The 19,474-nt window shown below is 61.8% G+C and carries 25 protein-coding genes; 16 read left to right on the top strand and 9 right to left on the bottom strand.

What is annotated here, in order from left to right; all coding sequences use genetic code 11:
- Positions 1 to 159: 159 nt before the first annotated feature.
- From AT959_RS21180 to nudC, 7 genes are all read left to right on the top strand, one after another.
- Positions 160 to 840, top strand: coding sequence for a hypothetical protein (locus AT959_RS21180; protein ID WP_157651294.1), 681 nt, complete (start codon positions 160 to 162; stop codon positions 838 to 840).
- Entirely contained in the window at positions 837 to 1,670 is an 834-nt protein-coding gene (locus AT959_RS20555; RefSeq protein ID WP_083518386.1) for an FRG domain-containing protein, read from the top strand. The genes AT959_RS21180 and AT959_RS20555 overlap by 4 nt, the downstream gene beginning before the upstream one ends.
- A gap of 261 nt (positions 1,671 to 1,931) precedes the next feature.
- The gene (locus AT959_RS12590; RefSeq protein WP_066883602.1) at positions 1,932 to 2,435 is read left to right on the top strand and encodes a helix-turn-helix domain-containing protein; all 504 of its coding nucleotides are present in this window, start codon (positions 1,932 to 1,934) and stop codon (positions 2,433 to 2,435) included.
- Positions 2,428 to 3,132, top strand: coding sequence for a nucleotidyl transferase AbiEii/AbiGii toxin family protein (locus tag AT959_RS12585; protein WP_066883600.1), 705 nt, complete (start codon positions 2,428 to 2,430; stop codon positions 3,130 to 3,132). The genes AT959_RS12590 and AT959_RS12585 overlap by 8 nt, the downstream gene beginning before the upstream one ends.
- 64 nt (positions 3,133 to 3,196) lie before the next feature.
- Complete coding sequence (locus tag AT959_RS12580; RefSeq protein WP_066883598.1) at positions 3,197 to 3,577, top strand: hypothetical protein; 381 nt, start codon at positions 3,197 to 3,199, stop codon at positions 3,575 to 3,577.
- A 187-nt stretch (positions 3,578 to 3,764) separates the two neighbouring features.
- The gene (locus AT959_RS12570; protein WP_066883594.1) at positions 3,765 to 4,976 is read left to right on the top strand and encodes an MFS transporter; all 1,212 of its coding nucleotides are present in this window, start codon (positions 3,765 to 3,767) and stop codon (positions 4,974 to 4,976) included.
- Positions 4,977 to 5,005: 29 nt separating this feature from the next.
- A complete protein-coding gene (nudC, locus tag AT959_RS12565) occupies positions 5,006 to 5,773 on the top strand; it encodes an NAD(+) diphosphatase (protein ID WP_066883592.1) in 768 nt (255 codons plus the stop codon).
- 69 nt (positions 5,774 to 5,842) lie between these two features.
- On the opposite strand, the gene AT959_RS12560 is transcribed toward nudC, so the two are convergent.
- The 7 genes from AT959_RS12560 to AT959_RS21175 form a co-directional block, all read right to left on the bottom strand.
- Complete coding sequence (locus AT959_RS12560; RefSeq protein WP_240481825.1) at positions 5,843 to 6,160, bottom strand: DUF2164 domain-containing protein; 318 nt, start codon at positions 6,158 to 6,160, stop codon at positions 5,843 to 5,845.
- A gap of 44 nt (positions 6,161 to 6,204) precedes the next feature.
- On the bottom strand, positions 6,205 to 6,435 hold the full coding sequence (locus AT959_RS12555; protein WP_066883588.1) for a DUF2789 domain-containing protein: 231 nt from the start codon (positions 6,433 to 6,435) through the stop codon (positions 6,205 to 6,207).
- A gap of 81 nt (positions 6,436 to 6,516) precedes the next feature.
- A complete protein-coding gene (locus AT959_RS12550) occupies positions 6,517 to 6,909 on the bottom strand; it encodes a VOC family protein (protein ID WP_066883586.1) in 393 nt (130 codons plus the stop codon).
- A 17-nt stretch (positions 6,910 to 6,926) separates the two neighbouring features.
- A complete protein-coding gene (locus tag AT959_RS12545) occupies positions 6,927 to 7,343 on the bottom strand; it encodes a VOC family protein (protein ID WP_066883584.1) in 417 nt (138 codons plus the stop codon).
- 225 nt (positions 7,344 to 7,568) lie between these two features.
- Entirely contained in the window at positions 7,569 to 7,919 is a 351-nt protein-coding gene (arsC, locus tag AT959_RS12540; protein WP_066884401.1) for an arsenate reductase (glutaredoxin), read from the bottom strand.
- 56 nt (positions 7,920 to 7,975) lie between these two features.
- Positions 7,976 to 8,860, bottom strand: coding sequence for a DMT family transporter (locus AT959_RS12535; protein WP_083518385.1), 885 nt, complete (start codon positions 8,858 to 8,860; stop codon positions 7,976 to 7,978).
- Positions 8,857 to 9,255: a tautomerase family protein gene (locus AT959_RS21175; RefSeq protein WP_169795473.1), complete on the bottom strand. Its 399-nt coding sequence runs from the start codon at positions 9,253 to 9,255 to the stop codon at positions 8,857 to 8,859. The genes AT959_RS12535 and AT959_RS21175 overlap by 4 nt, the downstream gene beginning before the upstream one ends.
- A 97-nt stretch (positions 9,256 to 9,352) precedes the next feature.
- Between AT959_RS21175 and AT959_RS12525 the strand changes: the two genes are divergently transcribed.
- Positions 9,353 to 10,252 carry a LysR substrate-binding domain-containing protein gene (locus tag AT959_RS12525; protein ID WP_066883578.1) on the top strand — a complete coding sequence of 300 codons (900 nt, stop codon included), beginning with the start codon at positions 9,353 to 9,355 and terminating at the stop codon, positions 10,250 to 10,252.
- A 101-nt stretch (positions 10,253 to 10,353) separates the two neighbouring features.
- On the opposite strand, the gene AT959_RS12520 is transcribed toward AT959_RS12525, so the two are convergent.
- Both AT959_RS12520 and AT959_RS12515 read right to left on the bottom strand, forming a co-directional pair.
- Positions 10,354 to 10,572, bottom strand: a complete 219-nt coding sequence (locus tag AT959_RS12520) for a Nif11-like leader peptide family natural product precursor (protein ID WP_066883576.1) — start codon at positions 10,570 to 10,572, stop codon at positions 10,354 to 10,356.
- A gap of 43 nt (positions 10,573 to 10,615) precedes the next feature.
- Positions 10,616 to 10,897, bottom strand: coding sequence for a DUF6156 family protein (locus AT959_RS12515; protein ID WP_066883574.1), 282 nt, complete (start codon positions 10,895 to 10,897; stop codon positions 10,616 to 10,618).
- Positions 10,898 to 11,057: 160 nt separating this feature from the next.
- On the opposite strand from AT959_RS12515, the gene AT959_RS12510 reads away from it, so the two are divergent.
- The 8 genes from AT959_RS12510 to ylqF all read left to right on the top strand — a co-directional run bounded on the left by AT959_RS12510 (position 11,058) and on the right by ylqF (position 19,361).
- Positions 11,058 to 12,386 carry a malonyl-CoA decarboxylase gene (locus AT959_RS12510; protein ID WP_066883572.1) on the top strand — a complete coding sequence of 443 codons (1,329 nt, stop codon included), beginning with the start codon at positions 11,058 to 11,060 and terminating at the stop codon, positions 12,384 to 12,386.
- A 141-nt stretch (positions 12,387 to 12,527) separates the two neighbouring features.
- Entirely contained in the window at positions 12,528 to 13,274 is a 747-nt protein-coding gene (locus tag AT959_RS12505) for an ABC transporter substrate-binding protein (RefSeq protein WP_066883570.1), read from the top strand.
- A gap of 89 nt (positions 13,275 to 13,363) precedes the next feature.
- Positions 13,364 to 15,301 carry a DNA repair helicase YoaA gene (locus AT959_RS12500; protein WP_066883568.1) on the top strand — a complete coding sequence of 646 codons (1,938 nt, stop codon included), beginning with the start codon at positions 13,364 to 13,366 and terminating at the stop codon, positions 15,299 to 15,301.
- Positions 15,294 to 16,469 carry a hypothetical protein gene (locus AT959_RS12495; protein ID WP_240481824.1) on the top strand — a complete coding sequence of 392 codons (1,176 nt, stop codon included), beginning with the start codon at positions 15,294 to 15,296 and terminating at the stop codon, positions 16,467 to 16,469. Before AT959_RS12500 ends, AT959_RS12495 begins: the two co-directional genes overlap by 8 nt.
- A gap of 17 nt (positions 16,470 to 16,486) precedes the next feature.
- A complete protein-coding gene (mobB, locus tag AT959_RS12490) occupies positions 16,487 to 16,987 on the top strand; it encodes a molybdopterin-guanine dinucleotide biosynthesis protein B (RefSeq protein WP_066883566.1) in 501 nt (166 codons plus the stop codon).
- A complete protein-coding gene (locus AT959_RS12485) occupies positions 16,987 to 18,204 on the top strand; it encodes a molybdopterin molybdotransferase MoeA (protein WP_205629911.1) in 1,218 nt (405 codons plus the stop codon). The genes mobB and AT959_RS12485 overlap by 1 nt, the downstream gene beginning before the upstream one ends.
- Positions 18,201 to 18,449, top strand: a complete 249-nt coding sequence (gene moaD, locus AT959_RS12480; RefSeq protein WP_066883562.1) for a molybdopterin converting factor subunit 1 — start codon at positions 18,201 to 18,203, stop codon at positions 18,447 to 18,449. The genes AT959_RS12485 and moaD overlap by 4 nt, the downstream gene beginning before the upstream one ends.
- A gap of 12 nt (positions 18,450 to 18,461) precedes the next feature.
- Positions 18,462 to 19,361: a ribosome biogenesis GTPase YlqF gene (gene ylqF, locus AT959_RS12475; RefSeq protein ID WP_066883560.1), complete on the top strand. Its 900-nt coding sequence runs from the start codon at positions 18,462 to 18,464 to the stop codon at positions 19,359 to 19,361.
- Positions 19,362 to 19,474 lie beyond the last annotated feature (113 nt).

Below are 19,474 nucleotides of genomic sequence, written 5' to 3'. Positions count from 1 at the left end.
GGGGGGTAAATGGCGACAAATGCATTTTGCTTGTACAGGGTTAGGTTATTTGAATCTTCTCAACGTGGACTTTGGGAGGGGCAAGATCGTGCGGAAGTATTAAGAAGGGCCATTTTTTCGAAACCAAGTTTATTAGGACGAGGGAGGAACGAATGGCACATGGGTAATGTTCATGAAATTTCATCACGAGCAATCGCTTTTCGAATAGGTCGGGAATCGCCTACCCTCAAAGAGTCCTTTGATCCAGTAAGCCATGATTTCAAAAAACTAAACGAACCTATTGGCCCCTCTTCGCTTGCAGTGCTAGACCTCCATTTGGGGGTGCTCGCCATAGCAATGCGCAGCTCACTGGCTGCCAGCCCAGAACTGCTAGGAAAACGCTTTGATGCATTACTAAGAGCATCGGGTCCGTTAATTGAGTCATCCTACGATCTTCATGTTGGAGAAATTTATGATCCATCTGATTTTATTGAAAAGCTACGAAGCGCCTATAAAATAAAAATGTTTTTTGTTAACTTCAGGCGACCAAACCCAACTGATATTAATAAATGGTTTCAAGAACCATTGCAAAATGCATTAGCTCAAGCGGAAGGGGAGAAAGGTAGTGTAGGGTTTGATGGGGAAAGCCTAAACTCCGAAACTCTAGCATCAATTTCGAAGGCATTTTCAGCAACGGGAGATGAGGTTAGAGCAAAAATGCAATTGCCTGATGAAAATGGCCTCCGGTGGCATAAAAATAAAAGTTCATTACTTGGTTTTTCTGCAGATGACAGTGTTTCGCTCTCTGCCATTTATGAAGAAATGATGAGCGTGTATGGCCAACTGAAAGAAGAGTCATGAAGATTCAATATGAAGTTATTCGAGTATCCGGTATTGATAATCTTGTAGATATATTTAGTAAGTTCGGCTCAAGTTGGATATTTAGAGGGCAGATGGATTCCAACTGGAACATCGAGTCCTCGCTTGAGAGATTCCTTAAGCCAATTGGCTTTTCTGACTTTGCGAGAAAACTTGAAGATTATTTCATCAGTGAATTTCGAGCTCGTGCCCATCACTATGTATCCCGAGATATGCTCCCAAAAACCAAGCTGGGGTGGCTATCACTTATGCAACATCACGGAGTCCCAACAAGATTAATTGATTTTACGGAAGCTCCATTTATAGCGTTGTTTTTTGCGTTTGATGGACATGGTGGAGCTGGGAACGATGCGGCTGTTTGGGCGTTTGATTTCTCAAAAATAGACAATGATTCTTTTGATTATCTAAAGCGTTTTGGGCGGTTGAGTGAAGATTATGAATGGGTAAAGTCTAACCGCGATGAAGCATTTGACAAATACGTTGATGGAAATTCGCATGAGTTACTTTGGGTGACCGAGCCAGACTTGCATAACTTAAGACTCGAGAATCAAAAAGGAACTTTCCTATTGAGTGGCAAGCTAGACAAAGCAGCTATGGATTACCTAGAAGAAGGAACTAGCGACTGCAAAGCAGTCGCAAAAAAATTGGTAATTCCTGGTTGTTTTAGATCTGAGGTATTCAGGCTACTCAACTCTATGGGAATAGATAATCGTCGAATTTATCCAGGCTTGGATGGTTTGGCCAAAGACGTTACCAATAAATTTTATTTTGAAATTGCTGATAAAGTAATTAATAGTCGTTTAAAACGATAAGCTCTAGTTGGACTGTGAAAATCAAAACAGTTTCAGCTCCATTGTTTTCTGTTATTTCAAAATTGATGTTTTTTTAGGTTGGCCGTGGAAGCCTCAGAAAAATTATCTCTGTTGGCAAATCTGTTTCGCCACCGCCTGTGCATGGTTGCCGCATCGAAGAGTTGAGCTTCGTAGTGTTGCGGTTTTCCTTTGCCAAGTAATTTCACTATTGCGTTTCTCAATATTGACAAAAAGACATATTTGGCCACAATGAGAAACACTATGCCAGCAAAAGCCCCACCAAACCCTTCCGCTGTTGTCGAGCAGCTTGCCGCTCTCGGCGCCCGTATTCGTGCCCAGCGCAAGGCCTTGCGGGTAAGCGCGACGGCGCTGGCGGAGGCGGCAGGAATGTCGCGGGTCAGCGTGCATCGCATTGAGCAGGGCGAGCCTTCGGTGACGATGGGGGCTTACCTTAATGTGTTGGCGGCGCTGGGGATGACGTTTTCGGCGACGGCGGTGAGCGATGAGGCGTCGGGAAATACGGCGGATGACAAGGCCGGCTGGTTGCCGGCGCGTGTCCGTCTGGCTGATTTTCCGCAGTTGAAGCAACTGGCGTGGCAGCTTCAGGGGGCGGATGAATTGACGCCGCGCGAGGCGCTGGGGATTTACGAGCGCAACTGGCGGCATCTCGATGAGGCGGCGTTGCTGCCACGCGAACAGAATTTGATTGATGCCTTGCGCTTGGCTTTCGGCGGCTCTGATACTCCCGGAGCCAGCGATGTTTGAGCGCCCGCATCATCGCCGGATTGCCCGGGTGTTGTCGGCGCTGGATGGCGACTTGTTGCGTGAGGCGAATTGTCTGTTTGGCGGCGGCACGGCCATGGCGCTACGTTTCGGTGAATATCGCGAATCGGTCGACATGGATTTTTTGGTGTCGGACCTGAGCAGCTATCGCCGTTTGCGTCAGTTATTGACCGGCGAGGCGGGCTTTGCCGGGTTGGTGCGACCGGATGGCGAACACTTCCGGCTGGCGCGGGAGGTACGTGCTGATCAGTACGGCATACGCACGACGCTGTTGGCTGATGATCAGCCGATCAAATTTGAGATCGTCCTTGAAGGCCGAATTGAAATTGAGGCGGCGACTAGGAAAGACCAGGTTTGCGGTATTTCGACGTTGACTCCGCTCGACATGGCGAGCAGCAAGTTGCTGGCAAATTCTGATCGGTGGAGCGATGACGCCGTGTTCAGCCGCGACGTGATCGATCTGGCGATGATGAGCCCCTCTTTGCCATTGCTGCGCAAGGCAGTGCTCAAGGCCCAGGAGGCCTACGGTGAGTCAATTACCCGCGATCTCGAACGGGCCATCGAGCGCCTGCAAAACCGCCCGGACTGGCTGGAGCGTTGCATGCAAGTGATGGCGATGAATCTGCCCAAGGCCGTGCTGTGGAGCAAAATCCGGGCACTGCGGCGCGTGTTGGAGTGATCTCGGTCTTTCTCCTCCTTCGCCCTTCTGCGAGAATCGCCGTTTTTCAGTCTTCCGCCCAACCATGATCCAAGGCCAATACCGTTCCGTCATCTTGCAGGTGCCTGCCGAAGTGACGCCGCTCAAGTTCCGGGGTTACCTGCGCAAGGAGATTGAGGCGGTGCAGGCGACGGCGCAGAGCGAAGAGGACATCATCATCGTCCGTCTGTTCGTGCTGGAAAAAGTGCTGTTCGGTCTGGGGGCGAAGAAGGTCGACAGCATTCTGGCCGGCGTTGTCGGGAAGTGTCCGAACATTCTGCGTATCGAACTGGAGGGCTTGGTTCGGCCGCTGACACAGGATGAGATGCAGGAAGCCGCCGATGAGGCCCAGGCAACGTTGCAGGCGTTGCGCGACCAGGTCATTGCTTCGGGCGGCAAGCTCGGGGCCAAGAGCGGCGCGAACTAATCGGCTGTCAGCCTGAAAACAGCCTGACTCCTGCGGTCGACCGCAGGAATCAGGCAAAAATCATCTACCGGGCTGGTCCCCATGCGGCTTGATTGAACGCTTCGGGCGATGCGCACCAAGTTAGCGGGCAGCGCCCGAAGCACGTATCCTTGTCGCCCGCTCCTGCCAAGATCCTGCTGCCCCATTCATGTCCACCGAGCTTTCTCCCCATGCCGAACGTTTCTTCCTGCTGACGCTGGCCGGCATCCAGTTCAGCCATGTGCTGGATTTCATGATCATGATGCCGCTCGGGCCGATCCTGATGGCGGCCTTCGGCATCGGGACGCACGAGTTCGGCTTGCTGGTGGCGTCCTACAGTTTCAGCGCGGCGGTGTCCGGGGTTCTGGCGGCGACCTTTGTCGACCTGTTCGAGCGCAAGCGCCTGTTGCTGATCAGCTTCGCCTTGTTCGGGCTGGCGACGCTGGCTTGCGGGCTGGCGCCGAGTTATTCGACGCTGATCCTGGCGCGTGGTCTGGCCGGAGTGTTTGGCGGCATCATGGGGGCGCTGATTCACACCATGGTCGGCGATGCCATTCCTTTTTCCCGACGGGCACGCGCCAGCGGCATCATTTCCAGTGCCTTTTCGGTGTCGACGATTGCCGGCGTGCCCTTATCTCTGTGGCTGGCTAATCATTTCGGCTGGCGCTCGCCGTTCATTTTGATCGCCGCGCTGAGCGTGGTTTTTCTCGCCATCGGCCTGCGTTTCCTGCCCGAACTGCGGCACCACCTGAGCGAGGAGAAGCGCGCCCATCTGCTATCGGCGACTTTCAGCGTGCTGGGGGACACCAACCACCTGCGCGCCTTGCTGTTTTCGGCGCTGATCATTTTTTCCGGCTTCACGGTAATTCCCTACATCACCGTCTATGCGGTGAATAACGTTGGCATCGCGCAGCTCGATATCCCCATCGTCTATCTGGTCGGCGGTTTCGCCACCTTCATCAGCGCCCGGCTGATCGGGCATTGGGCCGATAAGCACGGCAAGGTCGAGGTTTATCGCTGGGTGGCGCTGCTCGCCGTGCTGCCCTTGCTGGCGGTGACCCACGCCGGAGCGTTGCAGCTGTGGGCCTGGCTGATCTGTACTACCGCCTTTTTCGTGCTGACCTCGGGGCGGATGATCCCGGCCATGGCGATCATTGCCTCGGCCGCCCAACCCAAGCTGCGCGGTACCTTCATGTCGCTGAACGGCACGATGCAGTCGCTGGCCATGGGCTTGGCGACGACACTGGCCGGTTTTCTGACTTCGCTCGACGACAGCGGCCGGATCGTCGGCTATCCGCTGGTCGGCTATGTCGCCGTCGCGGCGAATATGCTGGCGATCTGGTTTGTCGCCCGCATCGTCATGCACGGGCGTAATCTTTAGGTTTGCCGCCTTTGGCTTCAGGAGCCTCGATGAACAACGCAAGTTACTGGATTCTGCGCTGCGAACACCGTCTGCTGACCTTGTCCGGCAGCGCGCCCGAAGGGATTTTTCCGTCCGGCCCGGCTGCCGATTTCGGCCATCCCGAGCAGGCGCTGCACATCGGCGATTTGCACGGTTTTCCGTGCTACGCCGCCGATGTCGCGCAGTTGCCGGAAATTCCCGGCGGCGAGGCAACATCGCTGCGCGCCATCTTCCAGCTGGCCGGGGCCGAAACTTTCGCCCTGGCCGGGCGGGCGACGCAGTTGCTCGACTGGCAGAACAATCATCGTTTCTGCGGCAAGTGCGGCACGCCGACGGCGATGAAAGCCGGCGAGACGGCGATGCAATGCCCGGCCTGCGGATTGCTGGCCTATCCGCGGATTTCGCCGGCGGTGATGGTCTTGGTGCGCGATGGCGACAAATTGTTGCTGGGGCGTAGCCCGCACTTCAAGTCGGGCGTGTTCAGTGCGCTGGCCGGCTTTGTCGAACCCGGTGAAACGCTGGAAGAATGTGCCGCCCGCGAGGTGCGGGAAGAGGTCGGCATCGAGATCGCCAACCTGCGCTACTTCCACAGCCAGCCCTGGCCGTTTCCCAATTCCCTGATGGTCGCCTTTTTTGCCGACTATGCCGGCGGCACGATCACGCCGGACCCGCAGGAAATCGAAGCGGCCGACTGGTTCCCGCTCGATGCGCTGCCGCTGCTGCCGGACCCGGTCAGTATTTCGCGGCGGCTGATCGAAGCGGCGCGGCAGGGGTAATTCGGGGGCTGTTTTCCGGTCCAACCTTAGTCCAGCGGTCGACGTCGGAAAAATGCCAAAAACCAACGCTCACTTGCGTTTGCGTTGCGTCCAGTACTGGAACTCTTCTTCGTGGATCTCGATGTCCAGTTCCATCACCCGCGCCTGCAGGCGGCTCTGGGCATCGGCCACGGCCTGGTTGTAAATGGCGGGGCCGATTTCCTTGAGGAAAAAACCGAGCAGCGCCCCGGCTTCCAGGTTGCCGATTTCATCGTCCATGTTCTCGGCGAAATAGCGCTGGATAGAGGTAATCGCCGTTTTCTGTGCTTCCTTGGATATTTCGATGGTCATCGGCTGGCGAGGTGGTGAGCGGGCGAGCAGTGTAGCGGCTGCCGGCGAAAACGACACCGGCTCGCTCAGGGCGCACCGAAGCTCGCTTTGGGTAAAACGGGCTAACTCAGCCGGCCGTTAAGTTCGTCGATGACGCCGGCCCAGTCGGCATCCTCGATGATCTCTTCCTTGAGGAAAGCGCGTTGTGCGGGGGTCCAGAATGGTGCGCGGTAGAGGGCGATGTCGCTGTCCAGCGGGCGGTGGGCGGCGATGAAGGCTTCAATGGCGGCCTGGTCGGCGGGCAAGCCGAGTTGGGCAAACAGGTTGCTCATGGTGTGCTGACTGGCATTCATGACGAACTCCTTTTTGCGGCTGACATTCTTTCGATGAGCGGTGGCGGGAACAGTTCCGCTGGCCACCGCTGGCGGGTGATCTCAGCTGGCCGAACCCGTTTCTGCGTTGACCGGCGAGCAAAACCACAGCTTGTTGCCTTCGCAGTCGAGAAAGCTGCCGACGTAGAAGTCGCCGTACACCTTCACCTCGTCGGCGATCACGATGTCGCGGGCGCGCAGGGCTTGCTGGGTGGCCGGGGCATGCTCGGTGGCCAGCGTGATGCGCGGATTTGGATGCTCGGTCGGCATTGCCCAGTCCGGCTTGAGCATCAGGATCACCTGGCCGAGCCACCAGCCGACTTGTTCGGTGCCTTCGAAAGCGGGTTCGAGGCCCAGTGTTTCCTTGTAGAAGCGATTGGCCCGCGCCAGATCGATGACGGCGAGGGCGACGACCTTGACGCGCTGGATGCCGAGGGGCGGCAGTGTCTGGTTCATGGTTTTCCTCCTGACGGCTATTGGGGAGCGGCAATCACCATCCAGGCGACGCCGAAGCGGTCGGTGAGCATGCCGAAGCTGGGGGCGAAGAAGGTCTTGCCGAGCGGCATGGTGATTCGCCCGCCCTCGGCCAGCGCGCTAAAGCGGCGTGCGGCGTCGGCGACATCGGCCACCCCGAGCGACAGTTGAAAGCCCTGGAAGCTGACCGCCTGACCGGTGCAGTCGTCGGAAGCCATGACGACGCTGTCGCCGATGCGGAAGCTGGCGTGCATCACCTTGTCGTCCATGCCCGGCGGAACCATGCCGGGCGGCGGCGGCTCGGGGCTTTCCCGGTAACGCATCAGCATTTCGATTTTGGCGCCGAGCGCCTGGCCGTAGAAGGCGAGCGCTTCTTCGCAATTGCCGTTGAAGTGCAGATAGGGCTGGATGTGCATGGCGTTCTCCTGCGTTGAAGGTTCAAGGCATGTTGGAGTCTGGCGAGAAGTTCGCCGGTCATTGGCCATGGGTCAATCAAGCGGCGGAGTCGAATTTGACAGCAAGCCGGCGCCATGAGTTTCCGGTTGCAGAGGTGTGCCGAGTGGCGCCGGGTGGCCGGCGGGCGATTGCTGCGGTCGACCCGGTCAAAATGGCAAAAACCGGGTCGGCCGGGGCGTTTCAGATCAGAGCAGTTCGAGCACGCGTTCCGGCGGACGCCCGATGACGGCACGCTCGCCGTGAATGAAGATCGGCCGCTCGATCAGGCGCGGGTGGGCGGCCAGCGCGGCGATCAGCGCTTCCTGCGGCAGCGCCGGGTTGTCGAGGCCGAGTTCCTTGTATTCCGCTTCGCTCTGGCGCATCAGGGCGCGGGCGTCGCTCAGGCCGAGTTGGCGGAGCAGGGTGCCCAGTTCGGCAATCGATGGCGGCTGCTCGAGGTAGGCGACGAGTTGCGGCTCGACCCCGCGGGCCTGGAGCAGGGCGAGGGCGGCGCGGGATTTCGAGCAGCGCGGGTTGTGAAAATAGGTGCTGGTCATCGGCAAGGCTTCCGGCAAAAAGAGTGGTAGCGGATTTTAACCAATCAACGCTTGCCTCAGGCCGGCCGCCGGGTGACCAGAACGACGCCGCTGCCGGCGATGGCGATGCCCAGCCATTGCATTGGCGCGATGCCTTGCCCGAACAGCAGGTAGGCGGCGAGGGCGGCCGAAACCGGCACCAGATAGAAGAGGCCGGCCACCCGGCTGACTTCGCCATGGCGGATCAAGATGACCAGAATGCTGACGGCGCCGACCGAAACGACGACCGCCATCCAGACCAGGGCGACGATGAATTCGCCGGCCCAATGCACCGTGCCGCTTTCGCCGAGCAAGGCGCCGCCGGCGCAGGCCAGGGCGCAGGCCGCACACTGGATGGTGCCGCCGGACAGGGGATGCATGTCGGCACAGCGGGCTTTCTGATAAAGATTGCCGGCCGACATGCCGAGCAGCCCGATGAAGCTGTAGAACACGGGCCAGCCGAGCATCGGCTGGTTGGTCAGGCCGTGCTGCAGGACCATGAAGACGCCGGCCAGGCCGAGCAGCAGGCCGACCCATTGCCGGGACGAGACCCGTTCGCCGAGCAGTAGCGGGGCGGCGATGGCAATCAGGATCGGGTGCAGCGCGATGATCAGCGCCGAGACGGCCGGTGTAACACCGCCGGCAATGCTGTAGAAAACACCGGCCGAAAAGAGACCGACCGTCAGCAAGCCGGCACCGGCAATGTGCATGCCTTGCGGTCGCCCCGGCCAGGGGGCGCGAAAGGCCAGTGCCAGCCCGCCGAGAAGGAGAGCGGCCAGAGCGAAGCGCAGGCTGAGAAAGGTCAGCGGTTCGGCATGCGGCAGGCCAAGCCGGGCGCCGACAAAGCCGGCCCCCGACAGGGTGACGAAGCCGACGGCGAGCAGCCGGTGGTCGCCCGGCATCGGCATCCGGCTCGTTGTCATAAGACGCTGGCCGCTTGCCGGCGGGCGGCCTGGGTCAGTCCGGCGTAGCCCCAGTCGCTGGCGGCAATTTCATGGATGACGATGTAGCTGGCCGCGGGCACGGCGCCCAGCGTCTCGCCGAGCAGGCGGTGCAGGGCGGCGATCATCGCGGCTTTTTCCGCCGCCGTGTTGGTGCCGGCGGTGATGTAGATGTCGCTGTGCGTTGGCGTCAGGGCGGCGGCGACCGGCTCGCCGGCGATGCACCAGGTCTCGGCCGGAGTGCTGTCGACATGGACGGCGGTGACTTCGGCCCGCTTGTGCAGCAGCTCGGCGATCAGTGCAGTGGCCTGGTGGGCGATGGCCTGTTTTTGCGCCGGGCTGGCGGCGCGGCCGAGGGTGATGCGGATGAAAGGCATGGTGAGCTCCTTGGGGTTGGCTTGCTTCAAGGGCACTGTAGCGGCTAGGATTAAATTAAAAAAATTGATTAATCTAAGTTCAAAATATGGATTCAATATGATGCCGCGTCGCCATCTCGATATCGAAGCCCTCCGTGCCCTGGCCTGCATCGTCGATAGCGCCAGCTTTTCGGTGGCGGCCCAGCAACTGGGGCGGACCCAGTCGGCGATCAGCCTGCAGATCAAGCGCCTGGAGCAGACGCTTGGGCAAACCCTGCTCCGTCGGGTGCAGGGGCGGGTCGATGGACCAACGGCCGAGGGAGCGAGCCTGCTGGCGTATGCCCGGCAGATCCTGCGCCTGAACGACGAGGCCTATGCGACGGTGGCGCAGGACGCGGCGCTCGGCACGCTGCGCGTCGGCCTGCCCGAGGAGCTGATGGAGAGCGTCTTCCCGGCCGTGATGCCGCAGTTCCGGGCGCTATATCCGCGCCTGCGCCTGTTCGTGCAGGCCGATACAGCGGCCGCCGTGCGCCAGTCGCTGGCGGCCGGCGGGCTCGATGTCGCGCTCTACAAGCATTGCGGCGAGGCGATACCCGGCAGCGGCGAGGTGCTCTGGCAGGAGCCCTTGCGCTGGATGGCCGGCGCGGCCTATCGCGACAGTCCGCCGGCCATGCTCGACGGCGTCATGCCGCTTGCGCTGTTCGGCGAGAACTGCGTCTTCCGGCTGGCCGTGACAGCGGCGCTGGCCCGGGCCGAATTGCCGTGGGCGCTGCAGTATTCCGGCAGCAGTACGACGGGGCTGTGCCACGCCGTGCGCTGCGGCCTCGGGCTGACCGTCTTGCCGGGTAGCCTGCTCGCCGCCGGCATGGCCGAGGTGACGCAGTTCGACGGACAGCGCCTGCCTGACCTGCCGGCCGCCTGCCTGCTGGCCGAACATGCGCCGGGCACGGTGACGGCCGCGGCACGGCGTTTCGTGGCGATGGTCGGCGAGGTCAAGGCAGCCCGGCTGGCGAGCTGATCGCCGATTTGGCCGCGTTCCTGCGGTTGACCGGCCGAAACAGGCAAAAACAAAACTGCCGGGTTGCCCCGGCAGTTTTCCTACGCCGCGCCGTCAATGCCTTAAACGCGGAGCAGGGCCTTGATCAGGCGCTCGGACAGCTGGTCTTCGGTGAATTGCGGCTCGTTGGGCGGGTAGAGCGAATTTTCCTCGATGGTGAAGCCGTTTTCCTGGGCCAGGGCGCGCAGCTCCTTGATCTTCTGGCAGGCGAGGAGTTGCTCTTTGAGCGCCGGGTCGGCTTTGGCTTTATCGGAAAAGGCCTTGATGGGGACAATCGACATCTGTTTCTCCTGGGTACGGTTGTTGTGAAAACGGGAAAGGGCTTCAGGCGGGGTAATCGATGACGGCCGGTTCGTCGCTGCCGTCGTCGATCACCGCCCGGGCGAGACGGCCATCCGGGTGGTAGCGGTAGTCGTGGCGGAATTCCGCCTCGCCGTAGACGATCTTTTCGCAACTGAGCATTTGCCCGGCGGCGTCGAAGTTGCCGCGGAAATAGGTGTTGCGATTGCGCATGTCGCCCGCCGCAAGTTCGCCGACGAGCTTGAGGGGCAGCTTGGCGCCGCTGTAGCTGGTGAAGTAACGGGCGACGGTGGTGTTTTCCGGCATGGCGTTCTCATGGGGTGAATGGTTGGCCGGAAAACCTGGGTTCGCACTGTCGTCTTTCCGACAAAAATGCGGCATTTTTCCGGCCTGCCGGGGTGGTAAGCAATTACGAGGCCAAACAGCGCGCGCCGCTTGGGGCAAAATAGCTGCAAGGAGGTGTGTCATGGTTGCGAAAGGTCTGGTGGACAAGTTGCGTTCGATGATCGGTGCGGGCGCCGAACGGGTGGCGCTGACGGCCCGTGGTCTGGAATCCTTGCGGGTGCAATTGCGCGAATGCGCCGACGGGCAGGGCGGCGAAGTGTCGGCCCGGGGGCGGGCGGCGCGGCTGGCCGAGACCTATCTGAGCCTGAACGACGAAGGCCGGCATCGTTTCCTGAAGCTGATCGCGCTCGAGTTCGGGCCGAACCCGGACAAGGTGGCGACGGCCCATGCCGCCTATCAGAAGGCGGTCGGCACGGCCGAGCAATGGAAGACCGAGGCCGCGCTGCGCGGTGCCATGCGCTCGTCGCGCATCCGCATTCTGACCCAGTTCAATGCCATCCCGCAGGGCGTCAAATTCCTGGTCGATCTGCGCGCCGACCTGCTGCGCTATCTGGAGCAGGACCGCGAACTGGCGGTGCTCGATCGCGAACTGGAATCCCGGCTCTCGGCCTGGTTCGATGTCGGTTTTCTCGAACTGCAGCGCCTGACCTGGAACTCGCCGGCCGCGCTGCTCGAAAAGCTGATCGAATACGAGGCGGTGCACGAGATCCGCTCGTGGACCGACCTGAAGAACCGGCTCGACTCGGACCGCCGGCTCTACGCCTTTTTCCACCCGCGCATGCCGGCCGAGCCGCTGATCTTCGTCGAGGTGGCGCTGACCGATCATCTGGCCGGCAATGTGCAGGCCCTGCTCGACGAACACGCCCCGGTCTTCGACCACCGCAAGGCCGATACCGCCATCTTCTATTCCATTTCGAACACCCAGGTCGGCTTGCGCGGCGTCTCTTTCGGCAATTTCCTGCTCAAGCGGGTGATCGACGACCTCAAGCGCGATTTCCCGAAGCTGACCAACTTCGCCACGCTGTCGCCGATGCCGGGCCTCGCCGCCTGGGTGCGCAAGCATCCGCAGGCGCTGGTCGAGGCCGAGGTGCCCTTGCCGCTCGACGAACTGAGCACCGGCACCTGGGCCGCCGACCGCAAGATGGTGCGCGCCTTGAGCGCCCCGCTCAACCGGCTGGCGGCGACTTACCTGGCCTGCGCCAAGCAGGGCGGCGGCGACAGCGGGGCGCCTTTCGATCCGGTGTCGCGCTTCCATCTCGGCAATGGGGCGCGGGTCGAGCGCCTCAATTTCCTGGCCGACAATTCGGCCAAGGGGTTCCGCCAATCATTCGGCATGATGGTGAATTATCTGTACAACCTCGACGATATCGAGATTAATCTGGAGGCCTTCGCCAGCAGTGGCAATATCGCGATGTCGGCCAGCGTGCGGCGGCTGGCGCGGAAAAAGTAAATATTTTCAGGCGTCTGCATCGGGGTGGGGAAGGTGAACGGTTTTTTCGTTGGCCGGCTATAAAGATGTATCGCTTGTGTTTGCCGGTTAAATGTTGATAATGCTTCGTCGATTGAGTTTTTGTCATTTATACCAAAAACGATGATTTTTCAGCGTCTCCTGGCTGGCTGCTTGGTCCTGCTCCTGAGTTTTGGGGCGGCTTCGGCCATGGCCGGGCCGCTGATGCTCAAGGTGGCGGTCCTCGATGATTCGCCGCCACTGGGTTACCGCGACGGCAACGGCCAACTGACCGGTTTCAGCATCTCGGTGATGTGGGCCTTGTGTGCCGAAATGGCGATGCACTGCGAATTCGAAGTCCGGCGCCTGGAACATCTGGTCGACGATCTGGCCGCCGGTCATTTCGATGTGGCCGCCATCGGTCTGCTCAATACGCCGGAACGGCGCCAGCGCATCCTCTTTACCAAGCCGGTCTACCGCTCGCTGACCCTGCTTTTTGCCCGGCCTGGCGTCAAAACCGGGCAGCCCGGCGTGCGCCTGTCCACCTTCAAGGGCTCGGCGCAGGAGCGTTACATCAAGGCGCAGGGCTGGGACTTTGTCGGGGCGCAGACCGATGTCGAAATCATCGAGCAATTGCGGGCCGGCGTCACCCAGGCCTGCATCGTGCCGCTGATGACCAGCCTGAACCTGCAGCGCAGCCCGAAATTCCTGCAACTCGACTTGGAAATGAGTGTGCTGAAGCTGCCCGACCTGGATACCAATGCCTCCTTTGGCATCTCGCCGATGCGCCCCGAATTGAAGATGCACCTCGACAGGGCGCTGGAGCGGATCAAGCTGAACGGCACCTACGACCGCATCAATTCGCAGTTCCTGCCTTTTCGCGTCGATTGAGCCGGGCCGCCGGCGTAGCGGCGCACGGCGAACTCGTCGGCGGGTGGTGCATCTGTTAAGATTCGCCCTGATTTTTCAGGCTTTCTTCCTTGTCTTCCCTTCCCGAAATATTTTCCCCTGACGGGCCGCTGGCCCGCGCCATTGGCGGCTATCGCGTGCGCGATCAGCAGGTCGACATGGCCGAGCGCATTGCCGCAGCCATCAACAGTCAGTCGGTCTTCATCGCCGAGGCCGGCACTGGCACGGGCAAGACCTTCGCCTACCTCGTCCCGGCGCTGAAATCCGGCGGCAAGGTGATCGTCTCGACCGGTACCAAGACCTTGCAGGACCAGTTGTTCAACAAGGATCTGCCGATGGTGCGCGATGCGCTGAAGGCGCCGGTCAAGATCGCGCTGTTAAAGGGGCGGGCCAATTACGTCTGTCCCTACCATCTCGAACGGGCCATCGTCGACGGCCGTTTCCTGACCCGCGAAGATGCCGCCGACGCGCGCCGCATCTCGGTTTTCGCCAAAGTCACGCACACCGGTGATAAGGCGGAATGCCTGGAAGTCTCGGAGTCGTCGCCGGTCTGGAACCACGCCACCTCGACGCGGGAAAACTGTCTCGGCCAGGATTGCCCGGACTACAAGGAATGTTTCGTCATGCTGGCCCGCCGCGAAGCGATGGCGGCCGACCTAGTAGTTGTCAATCACCACCTCTTCTTCGCCGACGTCATGCTGCGCGACGAAGGCATGGCCGAACTGCTGCCGGCCTGCAACACGGTGATCTTCGACGAAGCCCACCAGTTGCCGGAAGTGGCGACGCTGTTCTTCGGCGACAGCATTTCGACGGCGCAGATTCTCGATCTCGCCCGCGATGCCCGGGCCGAAGGCCTGACCAGCGCCCGCGACTGTCTCGACCTGCCGGAGGCGAGCAAGCGCCTCGAAAAAGTCGCCAAGGACCTGCGCCTGACCGTCGGCCTCGACGCCGGCCGCTTCTCCTACGGTCAACTGGCCGAAAAGCCCGATTTTGCCCCGGCCGTCAAGGCGCTGGAGGAGGAGGTCGGCGCTTTCGCCGCCCTGCTTGAAACCCAGGCCGAGCGGGCCGAAGGGCTGGAAAAGTGCTGGCAGCGCGCGCTCGAATTGCAGCAGCGCCTGACCCACTGGCAAAAGATCGCCGACGACGGCTACGTGCGCTGGGCCGAAGCCTTCAGCCAGTCGCTGCAGTTGAACTCGACGCCGCTCAGCGTCGCCGACATCTTCCGCAAGCAGATGGGCGGCCATCCGCGGGCCTGGATCTTCACTTCGGCCACTTTGGCCGTGCAGGGCAAGTTCCACCACTACTGCGCCGAACTCGGCCTCGGCGAGCCGGAATCGGCCTGCTGGCACAGCCCCTTCGACTACGGCAAGCAGGCCATGCTCTACGCGCCGCTCGGCATGCCGGAACCGAATTCCTTCGGCTACACCGAGGCCGTGGTCGATGCCGCTTTTCCGGCCGTGGTCGCCTCCGGCGGCGGCGCCTTCTTCCTGTGCACCAGCCTGCGCGCCATGCGCCGGACGCATGAGCTGCTCAAGGAGCGCCTGGAAAATGGCGGCCACGAAATGCCGCTGCTGCTGCAGGGCGAGGGCAGCAAGAACGAATTGCTCGAGCGCTTCCGTCGTCTCGGCAATGCCATCCTGGTCGGCAGCCAGAGCTTCTGGGAAGGCGTCGACGTGCGCGGCGAGGCGCTGTCGCTGGTCGTCATCGACAAGATTCCCTTCGCGCCGCCCGACGATCCGGTGCTCTCGGCGCGCATCGAGCAGATGAAGCAGCAGGGCCGCAACGCCTTCATCGAATACCAGTTGCCGCGCGCCGTGATCAACGTCAAGCAGGGGGCCGGCCGGCTGATCCGCGACGAGAGCGATACCGGCGTGCTGATGATCTGCGATCCACGACTTCTATCAAAGCCTTACGGCCGCCGGGTGTGGCAAAGTCTGCCGCCAATGAAACGGACCAAGGAGCTGAAGGACGTGCTCGATTTCTTTGCCGGCCGGAACGGCCATGTTTAACCCGCGTGCCCTGAGCGAGGCGCTGGTGGCGGGGGGCGATCTCGACCCGGCGGCGCTGGCCGCCTCGCACCCCTCGCTGTTTTCGCATGCCGAACTGCATCTGCCCGCCGCCACGCTGCGGGCTATCGCCGACCTGGTTGTCGCCATCGAGTCGGTCGTCGCGCTGCCGGCCTACCAACAGCGCGTGCTGGCCTGGGCGCCGGCTTCGGCGCAGCCGGCGGTGGCGGCGCGCAGCGTCTTCTTCGGTTACGACTTCCATCTGGCGGTCGACGGTCCAAAGCTGATCGAAATCAACACCAATGCCGGCGGCGGCATGCTCAATAGCCGCCTGCTGATGGCGCATGGTCAGGATGAAGCGGCAACGCGGGTCGAGCAGGCTTTCGTCGAGATGTTCCGCCGCGAATGGCGGTTGATGCGCGGCGATGCGCCGCTGCAACGGATCGCCATCGTCGATGAAAACCCGGGCCAGCAATATCTGGCCCCCGAGTTCGAGCTCTTTCGCCAGTTGTTCGAACGCCACGGCATTGCCGCTGCGGTGGCCGATCCGGCTGAACTGACACGCGATGGCAACCGCCTGCTGCACAAGGGCGAAGTGGTCGACCTGATCTACAACCGGCTGACCGATTTCGCGCTCGATGCTGCGGTCAACGCCGATTTGCGGGCCGTTTTCGCGGCCGACGGCGTCGTCGTCACGCCGCATCCGCGCGCCCATGCGCTGTATGCCGACAAGCGCAACCTGATCCTGCTTTCGGATGAAAGCGCGCTCATCGAACTCGGTGTGCCGGAAGCCACCCGGCAGACGCTGCTGGCCGGCATTCCGCGTACGGTGGCGGTGGCGGCGGCCGATGGCGAACGCTTCTGGAGCGAGCGCAAGCGCTGGTTCTACAAACCGGCCGCCGGTTTCGGCAGCCGCGCCGCCTATCGCGGCGACAAGCTGACCAAGCGCGTCTTCGAGGAAATCCTGCAGGGCGGCCACATCGCCCAGGAAATCGTGCCGCCATCGGAGCATACGGTGCTGGTGGACGACGAAATGCAGGCGATGAAGGCCGACATCCGGGCCTATGTCTATCAGGGCGGTGTCCAGCTTTTCTCGGCCCGGCTCTACCAGGGGCAAACCACCAATTTCCGGACGCCGGGTGGCGGCTTCGCCCCGGTCTTCGCGGCCTGAAAGCGTAAAATCCGCCCATGAAAGTATTTGGTATCGCCGGCTATTCCGGCTCCGGCAAGACCACCTTGCTGGAAAAACTGATTCCCGCGCTGACCGCCCGTGGCCTCCGCGTCTCGGTGATCAAGCATGCCCACCACGGCTTCGACATCGACCGCCCGGGCAAGGATTCATACCGCCACCGCGCCGCCGGGGCGAGCGAAGTGCTGCTTTCCTGCAACGGCCGCTGGGCCTTGATGCACGAGCGGCGCGACGAAGGTGAAGTATCGCTGAACGAATTGCTGTCCCGCTTGGCGCCCTGCGATCTGGTGCTGATCGAGGGCTTCAAGCAGGAACCCGTGCCCAAGCTGGAAGTCTATCGAGCGGAGAACGGCAAGCCGCCGCTCTTTCCCGCGCGCCGCGACATCATTGCCATCGCCACCGATAGCCAACTGGCCACCGCTTTGCCGATATTGCCCTTGAACGACATCGCGGCGATTGCCGACTTTGTGATGAACCATCTTGAATTGCAGGAACGCTGATGCTGAGTTTTGAACAAGCCCTGGAAAAACTGCTCGCCGCCGCCAAGCCGGTCGAGGAAGTCCGTGCCCAGCCGCTGACCGCTGTCGCCGGCCGCGTTTTGGCCGTCGCCCAGCAGTCCACCGTCGCCGTGCCGCCGCTCGACAATTCGGCGATGGACGGTTACGCCGTCCGCCTCGCCGACATTCCCGCCGCCGGCGTCTGTCTGCCGGTCAGCCAACGCATTCCGGCCGGCACGGTCGGCATGCCGCTGCAGCCGGGCACCGCCGCCCGCATCTTCACCGGCGCGCCGGTGCCGGCCGGGGCCGACGCGGTGATCATGCAGGAGCGCTGCGAACATGGCGAGGCTGGCGTCGTCATCAACTACGTGCCGCGCCTGGGCGAGAACATCCGCCGGGCCGGCGAAGACATCGCCGTCGGCGCCGAGATCCTCAAGCCGGGCATCAAGCTGCGGCCGCAGGACATCGCGCTCGCCGCCTCGGCCGGTCTGCCGGAACTGCCGGTCTATCGCCGGCTGCGGGTTGGCGTTTTCTTCACCGGCGACGAACTGGTGCAGCCGGGCGAGCCGCTGCCGCCGGGCGCCATCTACAACTCCAACCGCTATGCGTTGCGCGCGCTGCTCGAAGGCCTGGGCTGCGAAGTGCGCGATCTCGGCACCGTGCCGGACAATCTGGAATCGACCCGCGAAGCCCTGCGCAAGGCGGCGGCCGACAACGACCTGATCGTCACCAGCGGCGGCGTCTCGGTCGGCGAGGAAGATCACGTCAAGCCGGCCGTCGAAGCCGAGGGCCAGCTCGACATGTGGAAGATCGCCATCAAGCCGGGCAAGCCGCTGGCTTTTGGCGAGGTCCGCAGGAGTGCCGACAACGGCGGCGGCAAGGCCTGGTTCATCGGTCTGCCCGGCAACCCGGTGTCGGCCATCGTCACCTTCCTGGTCATGGTCCGGCCCTTCGTGCTGCGCCTGCAGGGGGTGAGCAACGTAATGCCGCGCAGCTTCAGCCTGCGCGCCGATTTCGACTGGCTGCGCCCGGATGTTCGGGCCGAGTTCCTGCGCGCCCGGGTGAACGAGCAGGGCGGCGTCGAGTTGTACGCCAACCAGGGCGCCGGGGTTGTCACCTCGCTGTGCTGGGGCGACGGCCTGGTTCTCAACAAGCCGGGGCTGGCCATCAACAAGGGCGACAGCGTCAGCTTCGTGCCCTATGCGGAGTTGCTGTCGTGAGCGTGAAGATTCTCTATTTCGCCAGCCTCAAGGAAGCGCTCGGCCTGGCCGGTGAATCGGTCGAGTTGCCGGCTGGCGTGACGACGGTCGGCGCCTTGCGTGACTGGCTGGTCGAACAAGGCCGCGACAAACTGGCGACAGCGAAGAATCTGCGCTGTGCCGTCAATCAGGACATGGCCGGCCTCGATGCCGCCGTCCGCGAAGGCGACGAGATCGCCTTCTTCCCGCCGGTCACCGGCGGTTAATAAGGAAAAACAATGGCAATTCAATGGTATCCCGGCCACATGACCTCGGCCCGCAAGAAGGCCGCCGAGACGCTGGCCATGGCCGATGTCGTGGTCGAGGTGCTCGACGCCCGCCTGCCGGCCGCTTCCAGCAATCCGATGATCCACGAGTTGCGCAGCTTTCGTCAGCGTCCCTGCCTCAAGCTGCTGAACAAGGCCGATCTCGCTGATCCGGCGGCGACCAAGGCCTGGATGGAATATTTCGAGCAGCAGCCCGGCGTCAAGGCGGTGGCGATTTCCTGCAAGAAGGCGAGCGACGTGGCGCGTGTTCCGTCGCTGGCCCAGAAGCTGGCGCCGCATCGTTGCGATGCGGTCAAGCCGCTGCGCCTGATGATCATGGGTATCCCCAACGTCGGCAAATCGACGCTGATGAATGCGCTGGTCAAGAAGAAGGTGGCGGCGGTCGGCGACCAGCCGGCGGTGACCAAGAGCCAGCAGCGTATCGACATCAGCTCGCGGCTGACCATCTACGATACGCCGGGCATGCTGTGGCCGAAGATCGACCACCCGCTTGACGGCCTGATGCTGGCCGCCAGCCACGCGGTCGGCGTCAATGCCTATATCGACGAAGAGGTGGCGACCTTCCTCGCCGGCTTCCTGCTCGATTGCTACCCGGCCTTGCTCAGCGCGCGCTACGGCTTCGCCACCGAAGGCATGGATGCAGTGGCGGTGATCGAGGCGGTTGCCAAGAAGCGCGGCTGCCTGATGAAAGGGCGGGGCGGCGAGTTCGATCTCGAGAAGGCGGCGGCCATTCTGCTGACCGATTACCGGACCGGGGCGCTTGGCCGGATCACGCTCGAGACCCCGCTTCTGCGTGCGGCACGCGCCAAACAGCTGGCCGAAACGCCGGCGGTCGACCTCGAAAACGACTGATTTTTCGATACTTTAAAATTTATATGCGCCGCGAAACACAGAGTACTAGGCGTTTCGCAAAGTTGTGTATATAATTCGCGCCCTGTTGGTGACGCGCAAGCGATCACTGCTTA

This window comes from Dechloromonas denitrificans, assembly GCF_001551835.1.
Taxonomy (GTDB): Bacteria; Pseudomonadota; Gammaproteobacteria; order Burkholderiales; family Rhodocyclaceae; genus Azonexus; species Azonexus denitrificans.
This window is presented reverse-complemented; position numbering and strand designations above follow the sequence as displayed.